Genomic DNA, 23482 nt, shown 5'->3' on the forward strand with positions numbered 1-23482 from the left:
TCGACAACGAACAAGGAGACGATCGATGAAGAAGACAATCATTCTTGCCACGGCTTGCCTCGCCGCCCTCAGCGCGCCTGCGTCTGCTCAGTTGCTTGGCGGCGGAGGCGGCTTGGGTGGAGGCCTTGGCGGCACTCTGGGTGGCGTTGGCGGATCGCTGGGCGGAACATTGAACGGCTCGGGCGGCATTGGCATTGATCGCAGCGTTGACCTCAACAATGGCCGTGTGTCGGCTGGCGGGTCGGGTTCGGGCCGCGCCGACGGTGCTGCTGCTGGGTCAGTCAGCCGCAAGGGCAAAAGCCGCGGCGCAAATGCCTCGGGCTCGGCCAGCGGATCGGCAAGCGGCAGCCTGACTGCAGACACGTTGGGCACCAATGATGTGGCCAATGCCGTCGGTGGCATTCGCGATCGTGCGAGCCAGACGGCAGGCGCGGTGCGAGATCGTGCGGTCACCGCTGGCGCGGCGGCGCAGGGACAAGCGAGCGCAACGGCCGACGCAGCGCGCAATCGGGCCAGCGGCGCCGTTAATGGTGCAGGATCGGCGGCTGGCGACGTTGCCGGGGCAGCCCAATCCAGCGCCGCGCAACCTGCTGGAAGCGGCGGTGGCGTTCTGAATGGAAGTGCCGCGCTGAATGCCACGGGCCAACTGTCTGGAAGCGGACAAGCCGCGGGCTCCAGTGAAAGCACGTCTTCCAATCAGGCGGACAATTGACCCCTAAGGGGCGGTTCCCCCACCTGAGGCTTTAAGCCCTTTCCTCCGCCCCTAATTCGCCTGACATGGAAGGGCCGGTGATCCACAAGGATCGCTGGCCCTTTTCCACATGGTTCGGGGCGGACGTAAGCGCAGTACCAACGCAAAGGCCGGCGACCATTATGAATCACCGACCTTTTTCAGCAGCTAGAAAATATTGGTTCAGGCGACTTTGGTCGCAATCTCTTCCGCCTCATCAGGATCGCGCAGCACATAACCGCGGCCCCAGACGGTTTCGATATAATTGTCGCCACCGCAAGCGAGCGCCAGCTTCTTGCGCAGCTTGCAGATGAAAACGTCGATGATCTTGAGTTCAGGCTCGTCCATGCCGCCGTAGAGATGATTGAGGAACATCTCCTTGGTCAGCGTCGTGCCCTTGCGGAGCGAAAGCAGCTCCAGCATTGCATATTCCTTACCAGTCAGGTGGACGCGGTTACCGTCGACTTCCACGGTCTTGGCATCGAGATTGACGGCCAGCTTGCCCGTGCGGATGACCGACTGCGAATGCCCCTTGGAGCGGCGGACCACGGCGTGAATCCGCGCGATCAGTTCTTCGCGATGGAAAGGCTTGGTCACATAATCGTCGGCGCCGAAACCGAAGGAGCGAACCTTGCTATCCATCTCCGCGATACCAGAAAGGATGAGAACCGGCGTCTGCACCTTGGCGGCGCGAAGCTTTTTCAGCACGTCATATCCGTGCATGTCCGGCAGGTTCAGGTCGAGGCAGATGATATCGTAGTCATACAGCTTCCCCAGGTCGAGCCCTTCCTCGCCAAGGTCGGTAGTGTAGACGTTGAAGCCTTCGGTCGTGAGCATGAGCTCGATCGCCTTGGCCGTGGTCGGTTCATCTTCTATTAGCAGAACGCGCATATTGAAGCCCCTGTCCTTGCAGATCCCGTCAACCCCTAAGAACGGCGTCTGCTCCAATTCATTAACCAAAAAACCTCTGAAGGACAAAGGTTAATTTTTCGCTAACCCGCAGAAATGCGCGAGTCGCGGGAAATTGAATCTGTTTACAAAGATTTGCCGGTGAAGTGATTCATTTCGAGTCAAGATAGATTCGCCTGCGCAACGAACCCTAGCAGCCATGGTGGCGAGTAATATAGTCAAGCAACGCTTCAACGCGCGCGGGGCGCAAGCGCGAGGGCGGTGTAACCAAGTGTAGACCGAGGGGCGGAGGTCTCCAGTCGACCAGCACCTCCTCCAATTCGCCTGACGCGAGGCCATCGCTGACGATGAAGTCGGGCAGCCGTGCGATACCTATGCCCGCCTTCAACGCGGGCAGCATCGCGTCACCGCTATTCACGGTAATGCGCGCCCTGACCTGGATCACGACATTCTGCTGCCCCGGTCCAGAGAAACGCCAGACGTCAGGCGTTGGGGCGTTGGAATAGCAAAGACAGTCATGGGCGCCGAGGTCGGAAGGATGGGTAGGACGTCCCCGCTCCGCGAGATAGGAAGGCGAGGCGATGACGTGAAGCTTGACGTCGCCCAGCCGCCGCGCCCGCAATGAGCTGTCCGGCATGTCCGCGATACGAAGAGTGGCGTCGAGCCCCATCTCGACCATATCGATCCGCGCGTCTGAAAGGTGAAGATCAACATCGACGGCAGGGTGAAGCTTGGCAAACTCGGCAATCAGCGGCGCGATGCGGAGGAGCCCGAACGTCATCGGCGCACCTAGCCGGATGGTGCCGGACAATTCTGCCGTGTCTTGCCGCGCCGCCTCTTCGGCGGCTTGGCCCTCTTCCAGAATACGGGCAGCATGGGCGGCCAGACGCTTTCCGCTTTCCGTCAGCGCAAGGCGGCGGCTCGTGCGGTTGAACAGGCTGGTTTCGAGATGCTGCTCAAGGCGCGTGACGGCTTTTGAAACCGTCGCCTTCGATATGCTAAGCGCCTTTGCCGCGTCAGTGAAGCTGCGATGCTCAACGACCGCAGCGAACATCGCCCAAGCTTCGAGATCAGGAAGGCGCATAAAGGAAACAATCCGTTTCGACACTGCTGATTTAAGAAACAATCCTTATCGCTAAATAGGTCGAAAGCAAGCGGGAATGGTTACCCGCCAAGGAAAGGCACAGCAATGAACATCACCGCAGCAAGCCGCATCGAACGCCGTCCCTTCGACAGCCTCGGCCATGCCGACCATGGGTGGCTGAATGCCCGCCATCATTTTTCTTTCGCCAATTATCTTGATCCCGATCGCATGGGTTGGGGCGCGATCCGCGTATGGAACGATGATGAGATCGCGGCGAACACCGGTTTCCCCCCGCACCCGCACCGCGACATGGAAATTATCACCTATGTCCGCAAGGGCGCGATCACGCACCAGGACAGCCTGGGCAACAAAGGACGCACGGAAGCAGGTGACGTCCAAGTGATGAGCGCAGGCACCGGCATCCGTCACTCCGAATATAATCTGGAGGACGAGACGACCACCCTGTTCCAGATCTGGATCATCCCCAAGGCGCAGGGCGACGCCCCGAGCTGGGGCGCGAAGCCCTTTCCCAGGGACGATCGCTCCGGAAAGCTGGTGGTGCTCGCCAGCGGCTATGCCGAGGATCAGGAAGCACTGCGCATCCGTGCCGACGCCCGGTTGCTGGGCGGGACGGTGAAGGCTGGCACGAGCGTCACCTATGAAAGCGTTGAGGGACGTCACCTGTACCTCGTTCCCGCGACTGGGCGCATCGAAATCGATGGCCAGACGTTCGAAGCGCGCGATGGAGCTGCGATCCTCGGCGGACAGCCCATCACGATCACCGCGATTGAGGACAGTGAAATCGTGTTGGTAGACAGCGAATAGGCTCCGCTGTGGAGCCTACGGCCGCCCGCCCTGCCCCACCCCCTGACGTGGCGGGCGGCCAAACCCCTCAAGAAACCTTTTTCCGTTCAATGCATTAACAAGATTGGAGACTCGTCATGGCAAAGGTGCTGGTCCTCTATTACTCATCCTATGGCCACATCGAAACGATGGCCAAAGCCGTGGCGGAAGGCGCGTCCGCTGCTGGAGCGCAGGTCGATATCAAGCGCGTGCCGGAGACGGCCCCGCTGGAAGTCGCACAGAATGCCGGGTTCAAGCTCGATCAGCAGGCTCCGGTCGCGTCCGTCGCTGAACTGGCCGACTATGACGCGATCATCATCGGCACCGGCACGCGCTTTGGCCGTATGTCGAGCCAGATGGCGGCGTTCCTGGACCAGGCCGGTGGGCTGTGGGCCCGGGGTGCGTTGAACGGCAAAGTCGGCGGCGCCTTTACATCGACCGCCAGCCAGCATGGCGGGCAGGAGACGACTTTATTCTCGATCATCACCAACTTGCTGCATTTCGGCATGGTGATCGTCGGATTGGATTATGGCCACACCGGCCAGATGGGCGTCGACAAGGTTCGCGGCGGCGCACCCTATGGCGCGACAACCATCGCGCATAGCGATGGTAGCCGCCAGCCCGACGAGGATGAACTGGAAGGTGCTCGTTATCAGGGCAAGCAGATCGCGGAGACGGCTATCAAGCTGCACGGCTAGACATTTGCTGCACTCCCCCTCTCGGTGCAGCGGTTGAGCCTTGGGTCGCAAGGCGCAACATTGGGGCCGGTGCACGGGATGGGTGCGCCGGCCCCTTTTTTTTCAGAGGAAGAGGCGGCGAGCTGCAGGGGTGGCGCGCAGCAGATAATAGATGCCGGTCGGCAGCAGCAACGCATTCAGCAGCAGCCAGGGTTCATCGAGATGCGGCGAGAGATAGTGGATCACCGCGACATGCAGATACATGATGACGAGCGACGCCCTCCCCACCGCCGCCAACCAACCGCCATAGGGCGCGAGATGGACGGATATGCGAAAGATCAGCACCGATGTAGCGACCGCCGAAGCCAGCGAGAAGATGGGCAGACCATAATCGGCCGCCTTCATGTTGAGCGTGGGGAGCAGTCCTGACAATCCCGCCAGCCCGATCCCGCCCAATGGCAACCACATCCATTGCTTCCATTGCACCAGCTGCCACGCCGCACCCACCCACAGCAGCACGAATGCCATTGGAACGGTGAGCAATCCCAGCAAAGAGGCTTTCGTCATCTCTCCCACCGCATATGCGCACACAATTGCGGGAATGATCGTGATCAACCATCGGCGGTCCAGCGGATCTGACCAGCGGGAAAGCAACGCATTGAAAAGGATGCGCGAGACCATCAGGCAAGGCACGAACCAGAATATGGTATAGGGCCCGCGTAGCCATGACCCGCCGAGCAGGATCGGCAGGAGATCCTCTGGCCATTGGTTGAAAATGGGCCGCTGCCCCTTCATCGGCTCGATGATCTGATCCGCGACAATCAGCAGTGCGAGGAACGCCGCATAGGGGCGCATCTGCGACAACAGTTGCCGCAGCGCGAAACGTTCAGGCGGCTGTGGCCGGGACAGCATGCCGGAGAGCAGAAAAAAGAGGGGCATGTGAAAACTGTAGAGCGCGTCCCGGAAAGGACCTTTGGTCCAGACATGCCCTGCGACAACGGCGATGATGCCGATGCCGCGCGCAACATCGATCCATTCGAGCCGACCGCCACCCTGCGCGTGTTGCCGCCGTGCGGACTTTTGCTGGACCTCGTCCCCCCTGTTCTCCATGGCTACCACGACCTATAGGACGCAGGCCGCGCGTCAATCTTTCCAACTGCTTCGGGAATCACTCCTTGTCCCTTTTGCATGACCGAGTTCTCTTCATCGATGGTGAAGCCATCATCCTCGACAAGCCTGCGGGACTGCCGGTCGACGCGCCGCGCGACGGTTCGTTGAGCCTGGAGAATCATCTCTCATCGCTGACATTTGGTTTTCAGCGCTGGCCACTGCCAGTGCATCGGCTGGACCGGGACACGAGCGGTTGCCTGTTGCTGGCGCGCAATCCGAAGGCGCACAAACGCTATGCTGCCGAATTCGAGGCGGGCACTGTCAGCAAGCGCTATGTTGCGGTGCTGGACGGCGTGCCGGAGCCCGATAGCGGCGTCATCGAGCTTTCGCTGAAGAAGGTCAGCAGCGCTGCAAAGGGATGGCGGATGATCGCAGCGAAGGACGGCAAGTCGGCCGTGACCGAGTGGCGCAAACTGGCGGTCAAGGATGGGCGCGCCATGGTCATTTTCACGCCGCGCACCGGCCGGACTCACCAGATCCGATCGCATGCCTTGCATGGCCTTGGCTTCGGCATCGCGGGGGACCCGGTATATGGGAGGGGCGAGGGACCGATGCTGCTGCACAGCCGTTTCCTCAGCATCCCGCGCGGGAGTAAAGCCCCGGCGGAGGCGACCGCTCCCCTGCCCTCCACCTTCGCGGCGGCGGGTTTCGGGCCGGAGTATCTGGACGATGCCGGACTTTGACATTCCCGAAGAAGCGCTGGAGGAGCGTTTCATCACTGCCGGCGGTCCCGGCGGGCAGAATGTCAACAAGGTCGCTACGGCTGTTCAACTGCGGGTCCATCTATACCGGCTGGGATTGCCGGTGCATGCATATCGGAAAATGAAGGAACTGGCGGGGTCGCGCCTGACCTCCGGCGGAGAGATCGTTATCCAGGCGTCGCGTTTCCGCACGCAGGAGGCCAATCGCCAGGACGCCCGCGAACGGCTGGCTGAGATGATTGCGCAGGCCTACAAGCGCGATCCGAAACGGATCGCCACGAAGCCGGGCAAGGCGGCCAAAGCGCGCCGCGTCGACGCCAAGAAGGCGCGCAGTTCAGTGAAACAAGGCCGTGGCAAGGTGCGGCTGGATTGAGGACCTCCGATGTACGACTTCAACGCCCCGGCCGATGGGGACAAGGCGACGCTCTATAAGGACCTGCTGGCCGCTGCGGAAGCGGTGACAAATGATGAACCCGACGCGATCGCCAATATGGCGAATGTCGCTGCCCTGATCTGGCAGTTTCTGCCGGACCTCAACTGGTCGGGCTTCTATCGCATGGTAGGCGGCGAACTGGTGCTCGGGCCTTTCCAGGGCAAGCCTGCGTGCATCCGCATACCCTTGGGCCGCGGCGTCTGCGGTACGGCAGCAGCTTCAGGGCAGACGCAACTGGTCGAGGATGTTCATGCTTTCCCGGGGCACATCGCTTGTGACGCGGCAAGTGCCTCCGAGATCGTCGTGCCGGTTGAGGTGAATGGCCAGGTTGTCGCGGTGCTTGACCTCGACAGCCCCACCCCAGCGCGGTTCGATGCTGCCGACCTGGAGGGGCTGGAGATGATCATGGCACGGATCGGCAAGCGCCTGGCCTGAAAGCTGCTTCGTTTCGGGACAGGCTTTGCCCTCCACCCGCGTGGATCGGGATGGATCATCATGCTAAACCAACCGTTAACATCGCGGCTGCGCATGGGGCGGCCATGAACAAACGGGGAGTTTCGCATGCGGATCTGGAGCATCATGCTGGCAGGCACCGGCCTTGCTGTCGGCCTTGCCACACCGGCAATGGCAGATGGCAGCGGCGCAGCGCTCCCGATGATGGGCAAAGGCTTTTCCGGCGCGCGCCCTGTTCATGCCGGGATGCATCGCGGGACCGTCGTTCATCGCTGGGGTCCGCGCGTTCAGGGCCGTTGGTTCGCAGGATGGTATGCGCCGGGCGGGTGGGGTGCCTACAGGAAGCCGGTGGTGGGCTATGTCCTGCCTTCCTACTGGACCCGCCCCGCCTATCGCGTCGGAGATCATGGCAGCTATGGCCTTCCGGCACCGGTCGCCGGATATGGCTGGTCCCGCTATTATGATGATGCGGTGATGGTCGACGATCACGGACGTGTGCGCGACTATCGCAGCAACGTCGATTGGGATGCTCAAGATGGTGATCGCGCACGGCCGGGCGTCCCCTATGATGACGATGTGACCGCGCATGACGGCCCTCCTCCGCCACCTCATGAATATGAGGGGCGCTGGACCGGAACCTGGCGCGATGAGAACGGCCGGACAATGAGCGGCGAATATGAGGGCCGCTTCGAAGGCGAAGCGCGGAGCAACTACGGTGTCGACTATGACGCTCCGCCTTATTCAGCACCGCCTGCCGTGGTTCATCACAGCGGTCCCGGAGCACCGATGGTGACGACGACGCAGGCTCCCGGCTACATCGCTGGCGGCTATTATTATCCCGGGGCGACAACCACGACGATAGTGATCGATCCCCGCTAACCGACCCGCATCGACAGGGCGACCAACGCAACCACAGCCTGAGTCAGCGGTTTTAGCCTGGCAGCAAACCATGGCTACCGGGAGGCGAGACATGCTTCATCATGTGTCGGTTGGAACCAATGACGTCGAACGCGCACGGGCCTTTTATGACCCGCTGATGGCGCTGCTGGGATATCGCAGCGTCCGCGACTATCCGCATTCGCTGGATTATGGCGTTACGGACGTGGTGTTCAGCGTGGAAACGCCGTTGGATGGGGAACGGGCATCGTCCGGGAACGGCGTCCATATCTGTTTCGAGGCGGCCGACCGGGACACCGTGCGGGAGTTTCATCGGCTGGCGCTGGAACTGGGCGGAACGGACGAGGGGGCGCCGGGCGTACGGCCGAACTACGATGCGCACTATTATGGCGCGTTCGTCCGTGATCCCGACGGCAACAAGATCGAGGCTGTCACGCTTGTCGCGAAATAGGTCCTAAGGAAGCGCCAAGAGCGCTCCGGACAATCATCATTTCCGGAATATGCCCGCCAGTTCGATCGGCAGCGGCGGTTCGTCGCGCGGCAGAACGCCTTGGATGGCCCGATCCTGCTCCATCGGGTCGAAACGGACCCAGCCGCTGCGGCTCAGCTTTTCGAGCGGACGATAGCGGACCTTATATTGCATCCGCTGCGAACCTTCGACCCAGTAGCCGAGATACACATAGGGCAGACCGGCTTTCGCGGCGCGCAGGATATGATCCATGATGATGAAGTTGCCGAGTCCCTTGCGATGCTCCAGCTCCGTATCGAAGAAGCTGTAGATCATCGACAGGCCATCGCCCTGCCGGTCGGTGAGGCATGCGCCGATCAGCTTGCCGGGGCGGCCATTCCTACCCGGCTCGCGATATTCGACCACATGGCTTTCGACCGGAGTCTGTTCGACCATGTCGGCGAAATCCATCTCGTCCATCTCGGTCATGCCGCCGCCGGGGTGGCGCGCCTTGAGATAACGTTGGAGCAGTTCGAACTGTTCTTCGGTCGACCAAGGCTTGCAAGCCGTCACGACCAGGTCGCTGTTGCGGCGGATGAGCTTGCGCTGCGTTGCGTTGGGCGTGAACTCCCCCGCCACCACACGCACCGAAACACAGGCGGAGCAGTCGGCGCAACTCGGCCGATAGGCGACGTTCTGGCTGCGGCGGAAACCGATGCGGCCAAGCGCGTCATTCAATTCCGACGCATTGTCGCCGTTCAGTTCGGTGAAAACCTTACGCTCGCTGCGACCCGGCAGGTAGGGACACGGGCTGGGGTTCGTCACGAAGAAGCGCGGGAAACGAAATGGTGCGCTCACGCCACGGTCTCCGTCAAAACGCTGCGCCAAACTTGAGTCATGGACAGACTATGACGCCCGCAGCCGTCCGTGAAAAGGTTATTTACCACGAAAAATGCGCCGCCCCGGATCAAGGCGCAAATCAGGCGACCTCGATCGGCGCGACCTCATATCCAGCGGCTTTGAGCGCCGTGATCAGACGGTCGAGATGCTCGCCGTCGCGCGTTTCACATTCGACATCCAAGCTGAGGCCCTTCGCCGGAAGATTGGTGAAGATGCGCTGGTGCGACAGCTCCAGGATGTTGACCGCTTCCTGATCGAAGATGCGCGCGACATGGAACAAAGCGCCGGGACGATCCTGCAGGATGATGCGCAGCCGTGCCAGGCGGCCCGAGCGCGCGAGGTCACGCAGCAGCACGTTCGCCAGAAGGCGCGGATCGATGTTGCCGCCCGTCAGGACCAGGCCCACATTACGGCCCGCGAACAATTCCTTATGCGTCAGCAGCGCGGCGAGGCCAGCCGCACCCGCGCCCTCGACCACCGTCTTCTCGATCTGGAGCAGCAGGCTCAGCGCTTCTTCCAAATGGCGTTCATCGACCAGCAGCACATCGTCTGCAAGGCGCTCCACGAAGCGGCGCGTCAGCTCGCCGGGCTGCTTGACGGCAATGCCTTCCGCCAGCGTATCTCCATCGCAGGCGAGGTTCGTCTGCTTGATGTGGCTGTACATGGACGGATAAAGTTCCGCCTGCACGCCATAGATACGGATGTCAGGCTTCATCGCCTTGGCGGCCGTGGCCATGCCGGAAAACAGGCCGCCGCCGCCGATCGGTATGACGAGCGTGTCGATCTCCGGCGCGTCCTCCAGCATCTCAAGCGCGACAGTGCCCTGCCCCGCCATGATGTCCGGTTCATCGAAGGGATGGACGAAGGTCAGCCCATGTTCCTTGGCGAGCTGGCGCGCATATGTGCTGGCATCGTCGAACTTCTCGCCATGCAGCACCACCGTCGCGCCATGCCCCTGCGTCTGCGTGACCTTCACGGTCGGCGTCGTCACCGGCATGACGATCGTCACGGGCACGCCCAGGCGGCGGCCATGATAGGCAAGCCCCTGCGCATGATTGCCGGCGGATGCGGCGATCACGCCCTTTTCCTTTGCGGCAGCATCCAGCTGAAGCAGGCGATTGAGCGCGCCGCGCTCCTTATAGGCGGCGGTGAACTGAAGATTTTCGAACTTCAGGTAAACCTTGCATCCGAGCATGTCGGACAAGGTCTGGCTGATCAGCGTCGGGGTGTGCACGACCGCGCCAGAAATCCGCACGCGTGCCGCCAATATGTCATCGACGGTTACAGGCAGCGGCATTGCGCTTTCGATCTTGCTCAACGTGTTCATGCGCTCGCCCCTAGCGGAAATTTAGCTCGGAAGGAACTGGCCCTTGGCGAAATCTCGCCCTATGGCAAAAGGCCACGCGGCTAACTGTACGAGGCATATGGCTAATATCGCGTTTATCGGGCTGGGCGTCATGGGCGGCCCAGTCGCCGGGCATCTGGCGAAGGCCGGGCACCAGCTGACCGTCTATAACCGGTCGATCGGCAAGGCGAAGCAATGGGTGGAGGCCTATGGCGGCGGCGTCGCCGTCAGCCCGGCCAAGGCGGCGGAAGAGGCGGAGATCGTGATCAGCTGCGTCGGTAATGACGATGACCTTTCGCAAGTGACTCTCGGCAAGGAAGGCGCATTCCGCTCGATGAAGCCGGGCAGCCTCTTCATAGATCACACCACCGTATCTGCGCGGATTGCACGGCAGCTGTTCGTCGAAGGCGAAAGCCGGGGACTGCATTGCGTCGACGCCCCGGTTTCAGGGGGACAGGCGGGCGCGGAGAATGGCCGCCTCTCCATCATGTGCGGGGGAACCGGACCTGCTGTCAAAGCGGCGAGGATCGTCATGCAAAGCTATGCCGCGCGCATCGTGCATGTCGGCGGCGCGGGCGCGGGCCAGACAACCAAGATGGTGAACCAGATCTGCATAGCCGGCGTTCTGCAGGGGCTTTCCGAAGCGCTGCGCTTCGCCCAGGCGGCCGAACTCGATCTGGACAAGGTCTTCGAAGCTGTATCGGGCGGCGCGGCGCAAAGTTGGCAGATGGAAAATCGTTGGAAGACCATGGCTCAGGACAGTTTCGATTTCGGCTTCGCCATTGATTGGATGCGCAAGGATCTAGGCCTTGCCCTTGAAGAAGCGCGCGCCAATGGTGCGACCCTGCCCGTGACCGCATTGGTTGATCAATTCTATGCCGATGTGCAGGCCATGGGCGGCAACCGGCAGGATACGAGCGCGCTGGTCAGGCGGATCACCAAGGCATGAAGCTAGCCCTTTTGGCTGCCGTCACCGCGCTCGCTCTGCCGTTCCCCGCATTCGCGTCCGGCGTCATTGACAATGTGAACGGCATCGCCGTCGACGCCAATGGACGCACGGTGCGCTTTCGCGCGCTGCTGATCGACGATGAAGGCAAGGTCGAGAGATTGCTGCCGGGCCGCTATGAAGCGCCGCCCCGCAAAAAGAAGCTCAAGAAGGGCGAGACCTGGCCCAAGGGGCTGGACTTTCAGTTGGATGGCGGCGGGAAGACGCTGATCCCTGGCCTCATCGATGCGCATGGCCACGTCATGGCGCTGGGGCTGACACAGGTAACACTCGACCTTTCCGACACGCGATCACTGGCAGAGGCGCAGGCCAGAATAAGGGAGTATGTCGCCGCCAATAGCGGGCGGAAATGGATAATCGGGCGGGGCTGGAGCGCGGAACGTTGGGGGCTCAATCGCGCTCCGACCTCTGCTGAACTCGATGTTGCCACGGCTGACGTGCCGGTCTGGCTGGAAAGCGCTGACGGTCAGGCGGGCTGGGCCAACTCGGCTGCGATGAGGGCCGCCAACATAAGCGCGGCGAGCAAGGCGCCAGCCGGCGGCCGGATCGAAATGGCCGGAGGCAAGCCGTCTGGCGTGTTCGTGGGCAAGGCGATGGACATGATCCAACGGGTGGTGCCCCCTCCCGCCCCTAAAGACCGGGACATCGCGCTGGAAAGGGCGCAGCAGGTGCTGCTGGCCAATGGCGTCACCGGCATCGCCGACATGGGCACGACGATCGAGGATTGGCAGGCGTTCCGCCGGTCGGCTGATCGCGGCGCGCTGCGGGTGCGGATCATCTCCTATGCGCAAGGCCTCGACAATATGGTGCTGATCGCAGGACCTGAGCCTACGCCATGGCTTTATGAGGACCGGCTGCGCATGGGCGGGCTGAAGCTCGAACTGGATGGATCGCTGGCCTCGCGCGGGGCATGGCTCAAGGCCGACTATGCGGACGCGCCCGGGCAGCGTGGATATTCGCTGATCCCCTCGACGCAGATGCGCAACATGATGAGCCGCGCGGCGATGGACAATTTCCAGATCGCCGTCGATGCCACGGGCGACGCTGCGAACAGCGAGGTGCTGGACGCGATCACGGAGCTTGCGCTGACCTACAAGGGCGACAGGCGCTGGCGGATCGAGCAGGCGGCCATCGTCGATCCCGCCGACCTGCCCCGCTTCGGGCAAAATGGCGTCATTGCGTCAATGCAACCCGCGCGGTTGGCGACCGATTGGCGGGTATCGGTAGCACGTCTGGGGGAAAAGAGATTGAGCGGCGGCTATGCCTGGAAGACGATGCTCGACAACCGGGTCCCGCTGGTATTGGGATCGGGCGCACCCGTTACGACACCCAACCCGTTCGCCGGCATGGCAGTAGCGATGAGTCGGGAAGACGGCTCGGGTGAACTCGCTGGCGGATGGACGCCCCAGCAACGCGTAAGCTTCGACGCCGCACTCGACGGCTACACCCGGCAGGCGGCCTTTGCAGGCTTTGCCGAAAAGCGGTTCGGCAGCCTGATCCCCGGACAGCGGGCCGATTTCATCCTGATAGACCGGGATATTTCCGTCGCTCGTCCCAACGAGGTACGGGCCACGCAGGTTCTGGAAACCTGGATCGGCGGCAAACGGGTCTATATGAAGGGCAGCAAGCCCTAGAGCACGTCGCCCGAAGCTTTCATCGCCTCATCGATCGTTTCCACCAATGGCGGAAGGACGGGCTTGTCGCAGCCCACCGCTTTCATATGGGCGCGCAGCGCATCCATGCGCCCAAGGTTCCAGCGGGCGAGCGGCACACCGAGCGGCCGGAACTCAGCCCGATCGAACAGCTCCACGACATAATGTTGGCAAAGCCCGTCCACCTGCTCCAGCGTCAGCATGCCGAGGTTCATGACCATCGGCCGTCCCGGCACTCCGTCTCGCCCACGTACCAGGTCGGTGACATACAGACCGCCGCGCGGGTCAACTAGGACGACGTCGGCTTGCGACGCGTCGATCATGCGGTGGCTGGCAGCATAAGGCGCAACGAAAACATGGGTCCGCCAAACCAGAAAGGCGCTCATGACCAGCGTGATCACGACCCCCAGATAGAGCGGCCGCATCGCCGCTGGCCGAAAACGGGCCCATCCAAGTCCCGCCAGCAGGCAGAACGGCCCGATGAAGCCATGGGCATAGCGGAACCCCCATCCATAGCCCTGCGCCAGCGCCAGCGCGCAACCGGCAAAGCATCCAAGCGCCAGCGGCAGCGCGATCTCCTGGCCTCGGAGCGCGCTGCGCCACTTCATCGCCGTCACGCCCAACGCGGCAAGCGGCACCATCAATATGTTATTCCACGCGGCAAAGCGGCTGAGATTGACCAGCGGCTGCCACCGGTCCCCCAAACGTTCAAACAGGCTGCCGACCTTGTCCGCGACCCCTGCGGATGGTCGTACATCCGCTGCGGGGCCGAGCAGTTGGACGAGGAAACCCGGCCATAGCTTTGCCCAGACGATGACGATGGCAACCAGGACGAGGATGTGAAAGGCGGCCACGGCCCAGCGGCGCGACAACAGCATCCACAAGATGAAGGGCGCGATGAAAATCGGCGGAAAATGCCATTGGTGCAGCCCTGCGGCAAGCAATGCGACCGCACCCGCGCTGACATGCCCCACAATGCCCCCCCGCAGGACCAGCGCGAGCCAGACCATGTTGAGCGCGAAATGGCCAGTCATGGCATAGGGGGTCATCGCCGTGACCCACAGCTGCGTGGACGACAACGCCAGCAGCATTGTCACCCAAACAGCATCGCCCCGCGTCGGAAAGAGATGCAGCGCCACGCGCCACAGGGCGAAAAGCCCCGCGATCAACAGTGCAGGACCCGCAAGGTTAGGATCCCCCATCCGCCAGAACAGCGCCTGGATCGCGCTGTTCACCGGCAGATAAGCGGCGGTCCAATAATCCGCGGCGCCGAATGGCGAGAAAAACTCCGGCATGATCGCACGCCGATAGGGCTCCCATTCGGCGGGGATCGGTCGGGCGAGCAAGCCTTCGCGCATATAGGCAGCGGCAAAGCGTGCCACTTCCTCATCGCGCGAGATCGCGTAATTCTGGAACAGCCAATAATGACCGGCCCAGGCGATGAGGCCGAAAACTACTATCAGCGGCACAATCACGCGCGCGCGCGGCTTGGGCAGGCGAAATCCCATACCCTCCGCAAAAGGGGCAGCCAGAGCCATCAGGAAGAGGCCGCCCAGGAGCGCTGGGAAATCCTGATCCAGAAACAGGATGACAGCCAGGCTGACGCCCTGCCGATAGGTCACATGCCACAGGAACGTCGCGCCCACCCATAAGGCAAGGCCGATCGCGCCCGCCAGAAAAAGGCGCCGGGCATCAACAGATCGGATTGGTGGCGCGTACATCAGCTTCCTTGCGGGAGCAGCGCCCGGTTGACGAAAACGCCGTCCATTTCGACCAGAAGGGGGAAATGCCCCTTGTTGTTGGCGAAGAAGGCCGACGGCATGAAGCCCCTCTGTCCCAGCCAGTCGATCATGGCGCGATAGCTGGTCCCGCCTTCATAGATGGGCCGCACGCCAAGTTCTGTTTGCACGCCCGCCATGTTGGAGATCATCGCGCCTGCGCCTTCGCACACCGACAGGTCATGGCCCTGCGTATCCATCTTCAGAAAGGGGCGCAAAAAGCCATTCTCAGCCTGAAGCTCTGGGAAAAGCCGATCGATCCGCCTGCACTGCATCTCGACGGTGCGGGTGACCCGATTGCGATCGGCAAAGATCGCATCCTGCTCATCCGACGGCTTCTTGAGTGAGCTGAACTGATCGGCCGCCATGATGTTGAAGCTGGCTGGCCCGTCGAAGTCGGACAAGGCCAGGTTGAAGACACGCCATTTGCGATCGGATGCCGCCCGGCGGGACAGTTCTTCAAAAATCTCGGGATTGGGTTCGAAGGACAGGATCGTGCCGGAAAAGCCCGCATCCTTGCGCAACATGGTCGCATATTGCCCGCGGTTGGCGCCCACGTCGAACACGCAATCGATCGCAAAGGCGGAGAGGAAGCGGCGAAGCGCCTGGATTTCAGGATATTGGTGCACACGCCCCGCAATGGCGAGGCGCACCGCCAGCGCGCGGTCGGCCAATTCGCGAACATATCGGCTCATCCGCGCGTGGCCATAACTGAGCGGTAGATGCCGATCGTTGCCAAGGCCATGTCCTTCCAACTGCCCATAGTCTCACCATAGGCGCGTGCCGCCGCGCCAGCCGTCTGCCTGATGGCGGGGCTTTGGATGAGCCGCAAGAGGGCTTGAGAAAGATCGGCCGGATTTCCGGCCTTTGTACGGATCGCAACGTCTTCGGGCAGGGCCGCGAACATGCCCACGTCCGATGTCACCATCGCCTTGCCATGATGCAAGGCCGAAAGGAACGCACCGCTGGAATCGATATGGCGATAGGGGAAGATGATGGCATCCGCCTTCGCCATATGGGCGTCGAGCCGATGCTCGGAGAGGAAGCCAAGATCGGTGATCAGCCGGTTGCCAAAGCCCGCCTTGTTCACGCTGCCGAGCAGCGGGCCGATGTCCATGAAGGGTTTCCCGGCAAAGACAAGTTCGAAGACATGACCAGCCCGCCAGAGCGAGAGGCATGCTTCGATCAATATGTCGACGCCCTTATAGGGCCTGATCGTGCCGAAGAAGAGCAAGCGCGGCACGGAAGGGTCGGCAATGGCGGCCAGATCTGCGGCACCGGCTGAACCAAGGCGCATCGGCGGGTGCGGCACAACATGGATGCGAGCCGAAGCGATGCCCTGCGCCTCCAGTGCCTCGCGGGTCGTATCGCCATGCACGATCAGCGCATCGAACATGTCGAGCAAAGCGCGATATCCCCTGCCCTGCACACCAGCATCCGCATGATAGGCATCCGCATTGTGGACCGTATGGACCAGCGCCACCCGCCCCTTCAAACGGCGCAGGAGCAGGCGGTCGGCGGGCGCGAGCGGCAACCACTGGAAATGAGCGACATCTGCTGCTGTCAGGGCTCTGGTCCGGCCAAAAGCGCAATCCGTGCCATATTCGGCGGCCTTGAGCAGACGGAAAGCCTTCCCCTCGCCCAGTCTTGTGCGCAGTGCCTCGCTACGTCGGAAATAGCGCGGCTCGTAACGATATCCTTCCGGGATGATGGCGTCCGTCTGGCGCATTGGCCGTCCTAACAGAGCCACGTCCGCGCCTTGGCCGGCCAAGGCCGCGCACAGATTGTCATCATATCGCCCGGTAAAGAGCGACGGATCGATCATCGCAACCTTCATCGCGCGGCCGTTTCAGCCAAGAGGTGGCGTAAGGACAGCGTGTGTAGCGCGGCAACCAGGATCATCGTGAGCGCGTAGAGCGCGAGGAACCCCCGGTCGAACCAATCCCCGAACATCATGGCCAGCGGCACGCTGAGCAGCGATCCGGCAAGGAATGGTAGCGAGCGCTTGAGCAGATGGGAAAATCTCCCCAACGCCGCCTGAACATAGACGGACACGCAGATCATGGTGAGCGCGAGCAAGGCTCCATCGATGAGCAGCAGGTCGACCATGTCGATGGCGGCGCGGCCCGCAAAGAGCTTGGCGAAAATCCATTGCCCGACCAGCAGGAGCGCAACCGAGGCCGTGAGCGCAAAGACGACAGCAACTGACAAAGCGCGGGTCAGCAACTGACGCAGTCGAGCGTGTTCTCCGGCATGAAATGCGCGGGTTATGCGGGGAAGCGCGGCTTCCACCATCGCCCGGATCGCCATGGAAAGCGCCCGCGACATCTTGAAGAAAAAGTCGAAGAGCAGCATCGGCCGGGCATCCTGGGTGGCAGCCGCTATGGTGAAATAGGGGGCGTTATAGGCCACGATCTCCGAGATGGTGAACAGCGCCGACGCGCCTATATCCTGCAGATAATGGGTGCGGACATGCGCGCCCCCCCGGCTGAAGGCGAGCCAGTCCTGCGCCGTCATCCCCAACCGCCGATGCACCAGCGCGATGGCATATCCGATCACGATCAGGCTGATCAAAATTTGCAGCGCAACCGACAGGCGCGCGTCCAATCCTTTGAGGATCAGTAGCAGCAATGCGATCGTCATCAGCCGCCGCAGACAATCCAGCATCTCCCAGATGAAATTCCCGTCCACCGCAGCCAGCGCTCTTTTGGCGAGCAAGGCGGGCAAGTTGATGCAGGCGGAAAGGAAGAAGAGGATGAACAGAAGCGGCATCGTCGTATCGAACCCGCCAGCCACAAGCGCCACAAGCAGGATCACGACACCGCCAAGGATCAGCATGGCGAGGAACAGGAAAAGGACGCCCATCTCCTCAAGCCGGAAGCCATCAGCGCTCCCCTCCCCATGGCCCAGCCAGTAGCGCCGCAGCCGGGCATAAATGATGCTGGTCAGGCCAAATTCTGCTGAAATGGTGAAGTTGCCAAAGGCGACCAGCAGCAGGAACGCCTGAAATTCGCGCAGCGGCAGGACACGCACGAAAACATAAGTGACAGCAAAGCCCCAGATCAGCGTCAGCCCGACATTGGCAAGCTTGATGAGCGCGATGAAGCGGGCGGACCCTTCCATCCTGGTGATGGTCCTGCCGAGCAGCGCGCTCACCCCGCGGTGCTTCCCACCGGCTTGCGGGCACGGAACAGGCGATCGTCGAGCGCGAAGAAATGGCGTGTGTCGGCATCAATGCCGCTTGCGTCGATCTCTTCCAGCTGGAACCCCGCATCCCGGATGCGGTCCGCGAAGTCGAGTCCATATTGGCGAACATGGTCCCACTGACCAAATCGCCGTTCCCGTTCACGCGGCGGGATGTCGAAACTGCCGTCCTCAGTCGGCTTGTCCCACAAGGGCACGATCAGCCAGGCTTCACCACCGGGCTTGAGCGCGCGATAGATATTGCGCAGGACGGCTTGATCGTCCGGCACATGCTCCATGACATGGCTGGCGTAGAACAGGTCGTAACGGTCCGCATCGGCCAGCGCCATCAGGTCAACGCGGCGCATGCCCGGGACGGAATAGCGCGCCGGATCAAGGTCGGCTGGCACATAGTCGGCGGCGGTCGAAAAGCGACGGACCAGGCTGCCTTCGTTAGGCGCCATGTGCAGAATGGCGCCTTGTTCCGGGACCGTGAGAGTCTTTTCCGCGATCAGATGGTTCATCAGCCGCTCGCGTGGCGATGCACCGCAATTGGGGCAGCCCCATTCCGCATTGTCGCCATAGCGGAAGAAGCCGACGACCGACTGGCCGCAAGCCGTGCACGCCCGATTTGCGCGCGCACCTATCGCCTTGCGCAAGACGAGCATGGTCCGGGTCAGATGCTTGCCGGCGGCCTTTGCCACCCGCTGGAAAGTAATCACGCCTTGGCTCCGATCAGCATTGGGAGGGCCTATACATCATGCCCGGCCTTTGGCGAGAGGGATCAGCGTGACTTGGCGGGATTCCAGATGGTGACGGTGCGGCCCGACATGGCCTTTATCACCCCCTGAAGCGTGGCCGCATAAGCGATGAGAATGTCTGTCAGAGCGGCTATTGGGCCCGACTTGGCCCGCATTCCCGCTATCAGAAGCGGGAAGGCGAAGAACGCCGCGGCAAGCGCCAGCAGAGGGGATATTCTCAACGCTAGCGACAAGGCCGCAAGCCCACCGGTCAGGATGAACACGCCCCCGAACCACCTGATGATCTTGCGCGACGCATATTTGAAACGGTCGAGCCCCCCCATGCGCCGAAGCTGAGGCCGAAGATGCTGATGCGTGTGCCAGGCCCGTGCGGCAATGCGGACCTTCCGACGATATTCATCGCCTCTGCCCGCAACCAGCCTTTCCCTGGCAATGACATCCCTGGCCTTGACCAGACGCGCGCCCGCAAACACCACCGCCATCGACACCGTCAGGTCATCAAGCACGCTATCGGGGAAGACGGGATAGAGGCTGCGACGGATGGAAAAGATCGATCCGTCCGCGCCCAGCACATTGCCGGTGCGCGATTCCTCGTCCTTCAAACGCTCCTCGATCCGCCAATAGAGCGAGCCCACCGACGCCGTCGCGCTGTCCCCTTCACCAATATAGTGCAGCGAGCCGAGCACCCCACCCACCTGCGGATCGGCATAGCGGGCGAGAAGATTGCCGATCGCTCGTTCATCCAACATCACATTGGCGTCCGTGAAGATCAGGACGTCACCTGTAGCGCGCGCCGCCAATTGCTTCATGCCATGCGCCTTGCCACTGCGGCCCGGCCCCCGGATCAGCGTGACCAGATCGCCCTCTGCGGCGATCAGGGCCGCCGTTTCATCGGACGATCCATCATCGAACGCCAGGATCTCCAGGTCTGGATGGAGGCACTTCAACATTGCGAGGTTGGCCAGCTTCTCGGGCATCGCCGCAGCCTCATTATAGGCGCAGAAAAGCAGCGAAGCCGACGGGGCAGCGCCCGCTCGGAGTGGCTCCGGCTTAGTAGGCAGAGCGCGCAGGATCAGCGGATAAAACAGAAACGGCCAAAGCAGCGCCACGATGGAGGCGACAAGGATAAGCACGAGGGCTAGGTCAAGCGCACTCATCAATAGGCCTTGTGGTGCACGAGCACGCCGATGGTCGCGACGATGATCCGCAGGTCGCGCCAGATCGACCATTTCGTCACATATTCAAGGTCCGACTGGAGCCGGTCGATCAGGTCCTGATGATGGTCGGTCGATCCGCGATGGCCGCGAACCTGGGCTAGGCCGGTCATGCCGGGTTTGATGCAATGCCGCTCCCAATAGCGCTCATCGACTTCCCAATAAAGGCTGTCGCCCGCCTTGGCCGCCGCGGCATGGGGACGCGGCCCCACGATGCTCATGTCGCCGCGCAGCACATTGAACAGCTGCGGCAGTTCATCGATGCTGGTACGGCGCAGGAAGCGCCCGACCGGCGTGACGCGATCGTCGTCACGCGCCGTCAGCTTGTCCGCATTGTGATCGGCCGCCTCGATCCGCATCGACCGGAACTTGTAGATGCTGAACGGCCGGGCATCGCGCCCGATGCGCGGCTGCTTGAAGAGGATAGGGCCAGGACTGGTCAGTTTCACCGCCAGCGCGGCAGTGATCAACACAGGCGACATGATGATGGTCGCGACGGTCGCAACGATGATGTCGAAAATCCGCTTGATGATGCGGTCGCGGAACTGGAAGGGACCGCCGGCAACGATGATGGTCGGCTGGCCGTCGAACTCATCCACGCGCGCAGGGGCGAAGCGCAGCAGTTCCGGGACCACGATTTCCCCGCGCGCGGAAAGAGATTTGAGCGCCACCGACCAGTCGCTCATCCGCTCCATCGGACATGCGACGATCACGCGCTCCGCCATGCCGACAGCCGCCGCCAGCCGTGCCGCCATGTCAGCATCGTGGCGGCCAGGACGCAGGTTCGCGGCAGCAGCGTCGATCACTTCCATGTGCGCGCCAGTCTCGATGTCCACGCCATCCCTGATGACGGCAGTGAGATGCGGCACCTCGCCCAGCAAACGAGCCCCAAGCCGGGCGATCGCGAGCCGCACCAGCGCCACGCTGACGGCGGAAAAGCCAAGGCCGGTGATGAAGGTCAAACGGGAAAGCTGTTCAGCGATCTTGCCGAGATAGACCACCAGCAGCATCAGCAAGGCCGCTTGCGCCAAGGCCAGCAGCCCGCGAAAGATGCCACGCCGGATGTCGTCCAGCATATGAATGCCGTAAGCACCGCCTTGCACCGCCAGCAAGATGTAGAGCGGCGCTACCATGGCGAACATGACCAGACCATGCGGCTTCCCCGGCTCGCCGAGCAGCGCGCCGAGCACGAACCAGTTCGCCAGCAGGAAAGACAGGAACAGCCCCGCCAGGTCTCCAAGGAGGCACAGCAGATAAAGTCGCGCCCGAACGATTTCCTTCGAAACTGTCACTTGCGTCCTTGCTTGCCCTTGACCCGCCCGCTCCGTTGGCACCGGTATGACTTGCATGCAAGGTTTTGCATGAAGGGCCCGTGTCGCCAACCGTCTGCGCGGCGGTCAGAGCCCGAACAAACGGGCGAGCGACTTGTCCAGCATCAGTAATTGCCAAAGCAGGCGACCATGATCCGCCATTCCGGCCTTGTGATCGGCCGCGATGCGCCCCAGCGCCTTGGCATCGAACCAGCCCGTTCGGGCAAGCGCCGATCCGCCAGCGATGGCACTCGCCTCACCCGCCAGAGGCCCCCGGAACCAGCTGCTGATCGGCGTGACGAACCCCATTTTCTGACGATAGAGAATGTCGTGGGGCAGGTAAGGCTCCATCGCCTTCTTCATCAGATATTTGCCACTGTTGCCCCTGATCCGCTGGGCCACCGGCAGGCGGGCGGCGAACTCCACCAGCCGATGATCGAGCAATGGCTCACGCGCCTCCAGCCCCACGGCCATGCTCATCCTGTCGGTCTTGGTCAGTATGTCGCCGGGCAGCCAGATATGAATGTCGGCATATTGCGCCCGGTCCAAGGGGTCACGCGCGGGCGCCTGCGCCATCGCGCGGACATAGCGGTCCTCCGCCCGATAGGCTCCCAGTCGGCTCCGCATGTCCTGGCTGAACAGCTTCTGGCGAAGAGCATGGGGGGTAACGCTGACGGACGCCGCATAGGCTTCGCTCCCCTCGCCTGCCAATTCAAGGAAGGTGGACTTCGCCCGCAGCGATCGAGGCGCCCAATCGGCCTTGGGATACCAGCGGCCCAACGTGCCGAACAGCGGTTCGCGAACCGATGCGGGGATAAGCGCGCGCACCCGCTCCCCCTGCATTTGAAACCGATGGCGGCGATATCCGGCAAAGGCTTCGTCCGCGCCGTCGCCTGACAAGGCCACCGTCACCTTCTCCCGCGCCAGTTCGCACACCCGGTAGGTAGGCAGCGCGGAAGCATCAGCAAAAGGTTCGTCGAAATGAAAGGCGAGCGTATCGATGAGACCATAATCGTCGGGCGACACGATCCTCATGCGGTGATCTGTGGCAAAGCGCCGGGCGATCCGGTCGGCATAAGCGCTTTCGTCCAGGCTCGCGACATCGAAGCCGATGGTGCAGGTCTTTACCGCCTGGTTGGAAGCCTCTGCCATCAGCGCCACGACGCTGGAACTGTCCACCCCACCGGACAGGAAAGCGCCCAGCGGCACATCGGACACCATCCGCGATCGGACCGCCTGCCGCATAAGGGCGACCAGTTCTTCCTCAAGAGCCTCCGGCCTTGCCTTGCTGCGTTCGGCGAAGCTCACGTCCCAATAGCGCTGCGGCTGCGGCACGGGCCGCCCGCGTACCAGCCGCAGGGCATGCCCCGCCCCCAGCTTGCGCACGCCTGCAACGATGCACGCGTCGTCAGGCACATAGCCATAGGCCATGAAATCTTCGACCGCAGCCAAATCCGGTGCGCGGCGCAGCAACGGGTGGGCAAGAAGGCTCTTCAATTCCGATCCGAAGATCAGGCTGCCATCCGAAAGCTGGGCATAATGCAGAGGCTTGACCCCCAGCCGATCGCGCACCAGCCAAAGCGACTGCGCCCGCGCGTCGAACAGGGCAAAGACGAACATGCCATGGAAGCGCTCGACACAGGCCTCGCCCCATTGGCGATAGCCGTGGAGGATGACTTCCGTGTCGCTGTCGGTACGGAACACATGGCCTTTCGCCTCAAGTTCGGCGCGAACCTCGGCAAAATTGTAAATTTCTCCGTTGAACGTGACGGCAAGGCTCTCGTCCTCGGTCAGCATCGGCTGCGCTCCGCCGCCAAGGTCGATGATCGAAAGGCGCACATGCCCCAGCCCCACGCCCGGCGCTGTCCAAACGCCGCTGCCGTCCGGCCCGCGATGCGGCATGACGTCCAGCATGGCGCGCACCCGCGCCGGATCGACCGGCTTGGCCGTTTCAAGATGGAAGATGCCCGCTACCCCGCACATGCGAA

General features: G+C 62.3%; 23 protein-coding genes. 10 read left to right on the forward strand and 13 right to left on the reverse strand.

Features of this window, described 5'->3' with window-relative positions; genetic code table 11:
- Positions 1-25: 25 nt before the first annotated feature.
- Positions 26-712, forward strand: a complete 687-nt coding sequence (locus ACYU8T_RS06100) for a hypothetical protein (RefSeq protein WP_461158833.1) — start codon at positions 26-28, stop codon at positions 710-712.
- 201 nt (positions 713-913) lie between these two features.
- On the opposite strand, the gene ctrA is transcribed toward ACYU8T_RS06100, so the two are convergent.
- Positions 914-1621 carry a response regulator transcription factor CtrA gene (gene ctrA, locus ACYU8T_RS06105; protein WP_097092755.1) on the reverse strand — a complete coding sequence of 236 codons (708 nt, stop codon included), beginning with the start codon at positions 1619-1621 and terminating at the stop codon, positions 914-916.
- Between the two features lie 208 nt (positions 1622-1829).
- Positions 1830-2723, reverse strand: a complete 894-nt coding sequence (locus ACYU8T_RS06110) for a LysR family transcriptional regulator (protein ID WP_461158834.1) — start codon at positions 2721-2723, stop codon at positions 1830-1832.
- A 105-nt stretch (positions 2724-2828) separates the two neighbouring features.
- On the opposite strand from ACYU8T_RS06110, the gene ACYU8T_RS06115 reads away from it, so the two are divergent.
- Positions 2829-3548 (forward strand): pirin family protein, encoded by a 720-nt coding sequence (locus ACYU8T_RS06115; protein WP_461158835.1) that lies wholly within the window; start codon positions 2829-2831, stop codon positions 3546-3548.
- A gap of 116 nt (positions 3549-3664) precedes the next feature.
- Positions 3665-4264, forward strand: coding sequence for an NAD(P)H:quinone oxidoreductase (gene wrbA, locus ACYU8T_RS06120; protein WP_461158836.1), 600 nt, complete (start codon positions 3665-3667; stop codon positions 4262-4264).
- A 102-nt stretch (positions 4265-4366) separates the two neighbouring features.
- Here the strand turns inward: wrbA and ACYU8T_RS06125 are convergent, their stop codons facing one another.
- Positions 4367-5353, reverse strand: a complete 987-nt coding sequence (locus ACYU8T_RS06125; RefSeq protein WP_461159761.1) for an acyltransferase family protein — start codon at positions 5351-5353, stop codon at positions 4367-4369.
- Positions 5354-5418: 65 nt separating this feature from the next.
- Here ACYU8T_RS06125 and ACYU8T_RS06130 point away from each other — a divergent pair, with 65 nt between their 5' ends.
- The 5 genes from ACYU8T_RS06130 to ACYU8T_RS06150 all read left to right on the forward strand — a co-directional run bounded on the left by ACYU8T_RS06130 (position 5419) and on the right by ACYU8T_RS06150 (position 8348).
- Positions 5419-6096 carry an RluA family pseudouridine synthase gene (locus ACYU8T_RS06130; protein ID WP_461158837.1) on the forward strand — a complete coding sequence of 226 codons (678 nt, stop codon included), beginning with the start codon at positions 5419-5421 and terminating at the stop codon, positions 6094-6096.
- The gene (gene arfB / locus ACYU8T_RS06135; protein ID WP_461158838.1) at positions 6083-6487 is read left to right on the forward strand and encodes an alternative ribosome rescue aminoacyl-tRNA hydrolase ArfB; all 405 of its coding nucleotides are present in this window, start codon (positions 6083-6085) and stop codon (positions 6485-6487) included. Before ACYU8T_RS06130 ends, arfB begins: the two co-directional genes overlap by 14 nt.
- Positions 6488-6496: 9 nt before the next feature.
- Positions 6497-6982 carry a GAF domain-containing protein gene (locus ACYU8T_RS06140; RefSeq protein ID WP_461158839.1) on the forward strand — a complete coding sequence of 162 codons (486 nt, stop codon included), beginning with the start codon at positions 6497-6499 and terminating at the stop codon, positions 6980-6982.
- A gap of 126 nt (positions 6983-7108) precedes the next feature.
- On the forward strand, positions 7109-7879 hold the full coding sequence (locus ACYU8T_RS06145; RefSeq protein ID WP_461158840.1) for an RcnB family protein: 771 nt from the start codon (positions 7109-7111) through the stop codon (positions 7877-7879).
- Positions 7880-7970: 91 nt separating this feature from the next.
- Positions 7971-8348: a VOC family protein gene (locus tag ACYU8T_RS06150; protein WP_461158841.1), complete on the forward strand. Its 378-nt coding sequence runs from the start codon at positions 7971-7973 to the stop codon at positions 8346-8348.
- Positions 8349-8384: 36 nt separating this feature from the next.
- On the opposite strand, the gene ACYU8T_RS06155 is transcribed toward ACYU8T_RS06150, so the two are convergent.
- Entirely contained in the window at positions 8385-9203 is an 819-nt protein-coding gene (locus ACYU8T_RS06155) for an arginyltransferase (RefSeq protein ID WP_097091441.1), read from the reverse strand.
- Positions 9204-9324: 121 nt separating this feature from the next.
- Positions 9325-10572 (reverse strand): threonine ammonia-lyase, encoded by a 1248-nt coding sequence (locus ACYU8T_RS06160; protein WP_201513742.1) that lies wholly within the window; start codon positions 10570-10572, stop codon positions 9325-9327.
- A gap of 97 nt (positions 10573-10669) precedes the next feature.
- Here ACYU8T_RS06160 and ACYU8T_RS06165 point away from each other — a divergent pair, with 97 nt between their 5' ends.
- On the forward strand, positions 10670-11539 hold the full coding sequence (locus ACYU8T_RS06165; RefSeq protein ID WP_461158842.1) for an NAD(P)-dependent oxidoreductase: 870 nt from the start codon (positions 10670-10672) through the stop codon (positions 11537-11539).
- Positions 11536-13230, forward strand: a complete 1695-nt coding sequence (locus ACYU8T_RS06170) for an amidohydrolase (RefSeq protein ID WP_461158843.1) — start codon at positions 11536-11538, stop codon at positions 13228-13230. Before ACYU8T_RS06165 ends, ACYU8T_RS06170 begins: the two co-directional genes overlap by 4 nt.
- Here ACYU8T_RS06170 and ACYU8T_RS06175 read toward each other — a convergent pair.
- The 8 genes from ACYU8T_RS06175 to ACYU8T_RS06210 form a co-directional block, all read right to left on the reverse strand.
- Positions 13227-14969: an MFS transporter gene (locus tag ACYU8T_RS06175; RefSeq protein WP_461158844.1), complete on the reverse strand. Its 1743-nt coding sequence runs from the start codon at positions 14967-14969 to the stop codon at positions 13227-13229. The genes ACYU8T_RS06170 and ACYU8T_RS06175 overlap by 4 nt on opposite strands.
- Positions 14969-15721: an FkbM family methyltransferase gene (locus ACYU8T_RS06180; protein ID WP_201513738.1), complete on the reverse strand. Its 753-nt coding sequence runs from the start codon at positions 15719-15721 to the stop codon at positions 14969-14971. Before ACYU8T_RS06180 ends, ACYU8T_RS06175 begins: the two co-directional genes overlap by 1 nt.
- Complete coding sequence (locus ACYU8T_RS06185) at positions 15718-16863, reverse strand: glycosyltransferase family 4 protein (RefSeq protein WP_461158845.1); 1146 nt, start codon at positions 16861-16863, stop codon at positions 15718-15720. The genes ACYU8T_RS06180 and ACYU8T_RS06185 overlap by 4 nt, the downstream gene beginning before the upstream one ends.
- Positions 16860-18149, reverse strand: coding sequence for a hypothetical protein (locus tag ACYU8T_RS06190; protein WP_461159762.1), 1290 nt, complete (start codon positions 18147-18149; stop codon positions 16860-16862). The genes ACYU8T_RS06185 and ACYU8T_RS06190 overlap by 4 nt, the downstream gene beginning before the upstream one ends.
- Positions 18150-18178: 29 nt before the next feature.
- Complete coding sequence (locus ACYU8T_RS06195) at positions 18179-18931, reverse strand: class I SAM-dependent methyltransferase (RefSeq protein ID WP_097091434.1); 753 nt, start codon at positions 18929-18931, stop codon at positions 18179-18181.
- 62 nt (positions 18932-18993) lie between these two features.
- Positions 18994-20127, reverse strand: coding sequence for a glycosyltransferase (locus tag ACYU8T_RS06200; RefSeq protein ID WP_461158846.1), 1134 nt, complete (start codon positions 20125-20127; stop codon positions 18994-18996).
- Complete coding sequence (locus ACYU8T_RS06205; RefSeq protein WP_441339471.1) at positions 20127-21476, reverse strand: exopolysaccharide biosynthesis polyprenyl glycosylphosphotransferase; 1350 nt, start codon at positions 21474-21476, stop codon at positions 20127-20129. The genes ACYU8T_RS06200 and ACYU8T_RS06205 overlap by 1 nt, the downstream gene beginning before the upstream one ends.
- A gap of 105 nt (positions 21477-21581) precedes the next feature.
- Positions 21582-23477, reverse strand: a complete 1896-nt coding sequence (locus ACYU8T_RS06210) for an XrtA/PEP-CTERM system amidotransferase (RefSeq protein ID WP_247231257.1) — start codon at positions 23475-23477, stop codon at positions 21582-21584.
- Positions 23478-23482 lie beyond the last annotated feature (5 nt).

The sequence above is a fragment of the Sphingobium sp. TomMM35A genome, from assembly GCF_054771735.1.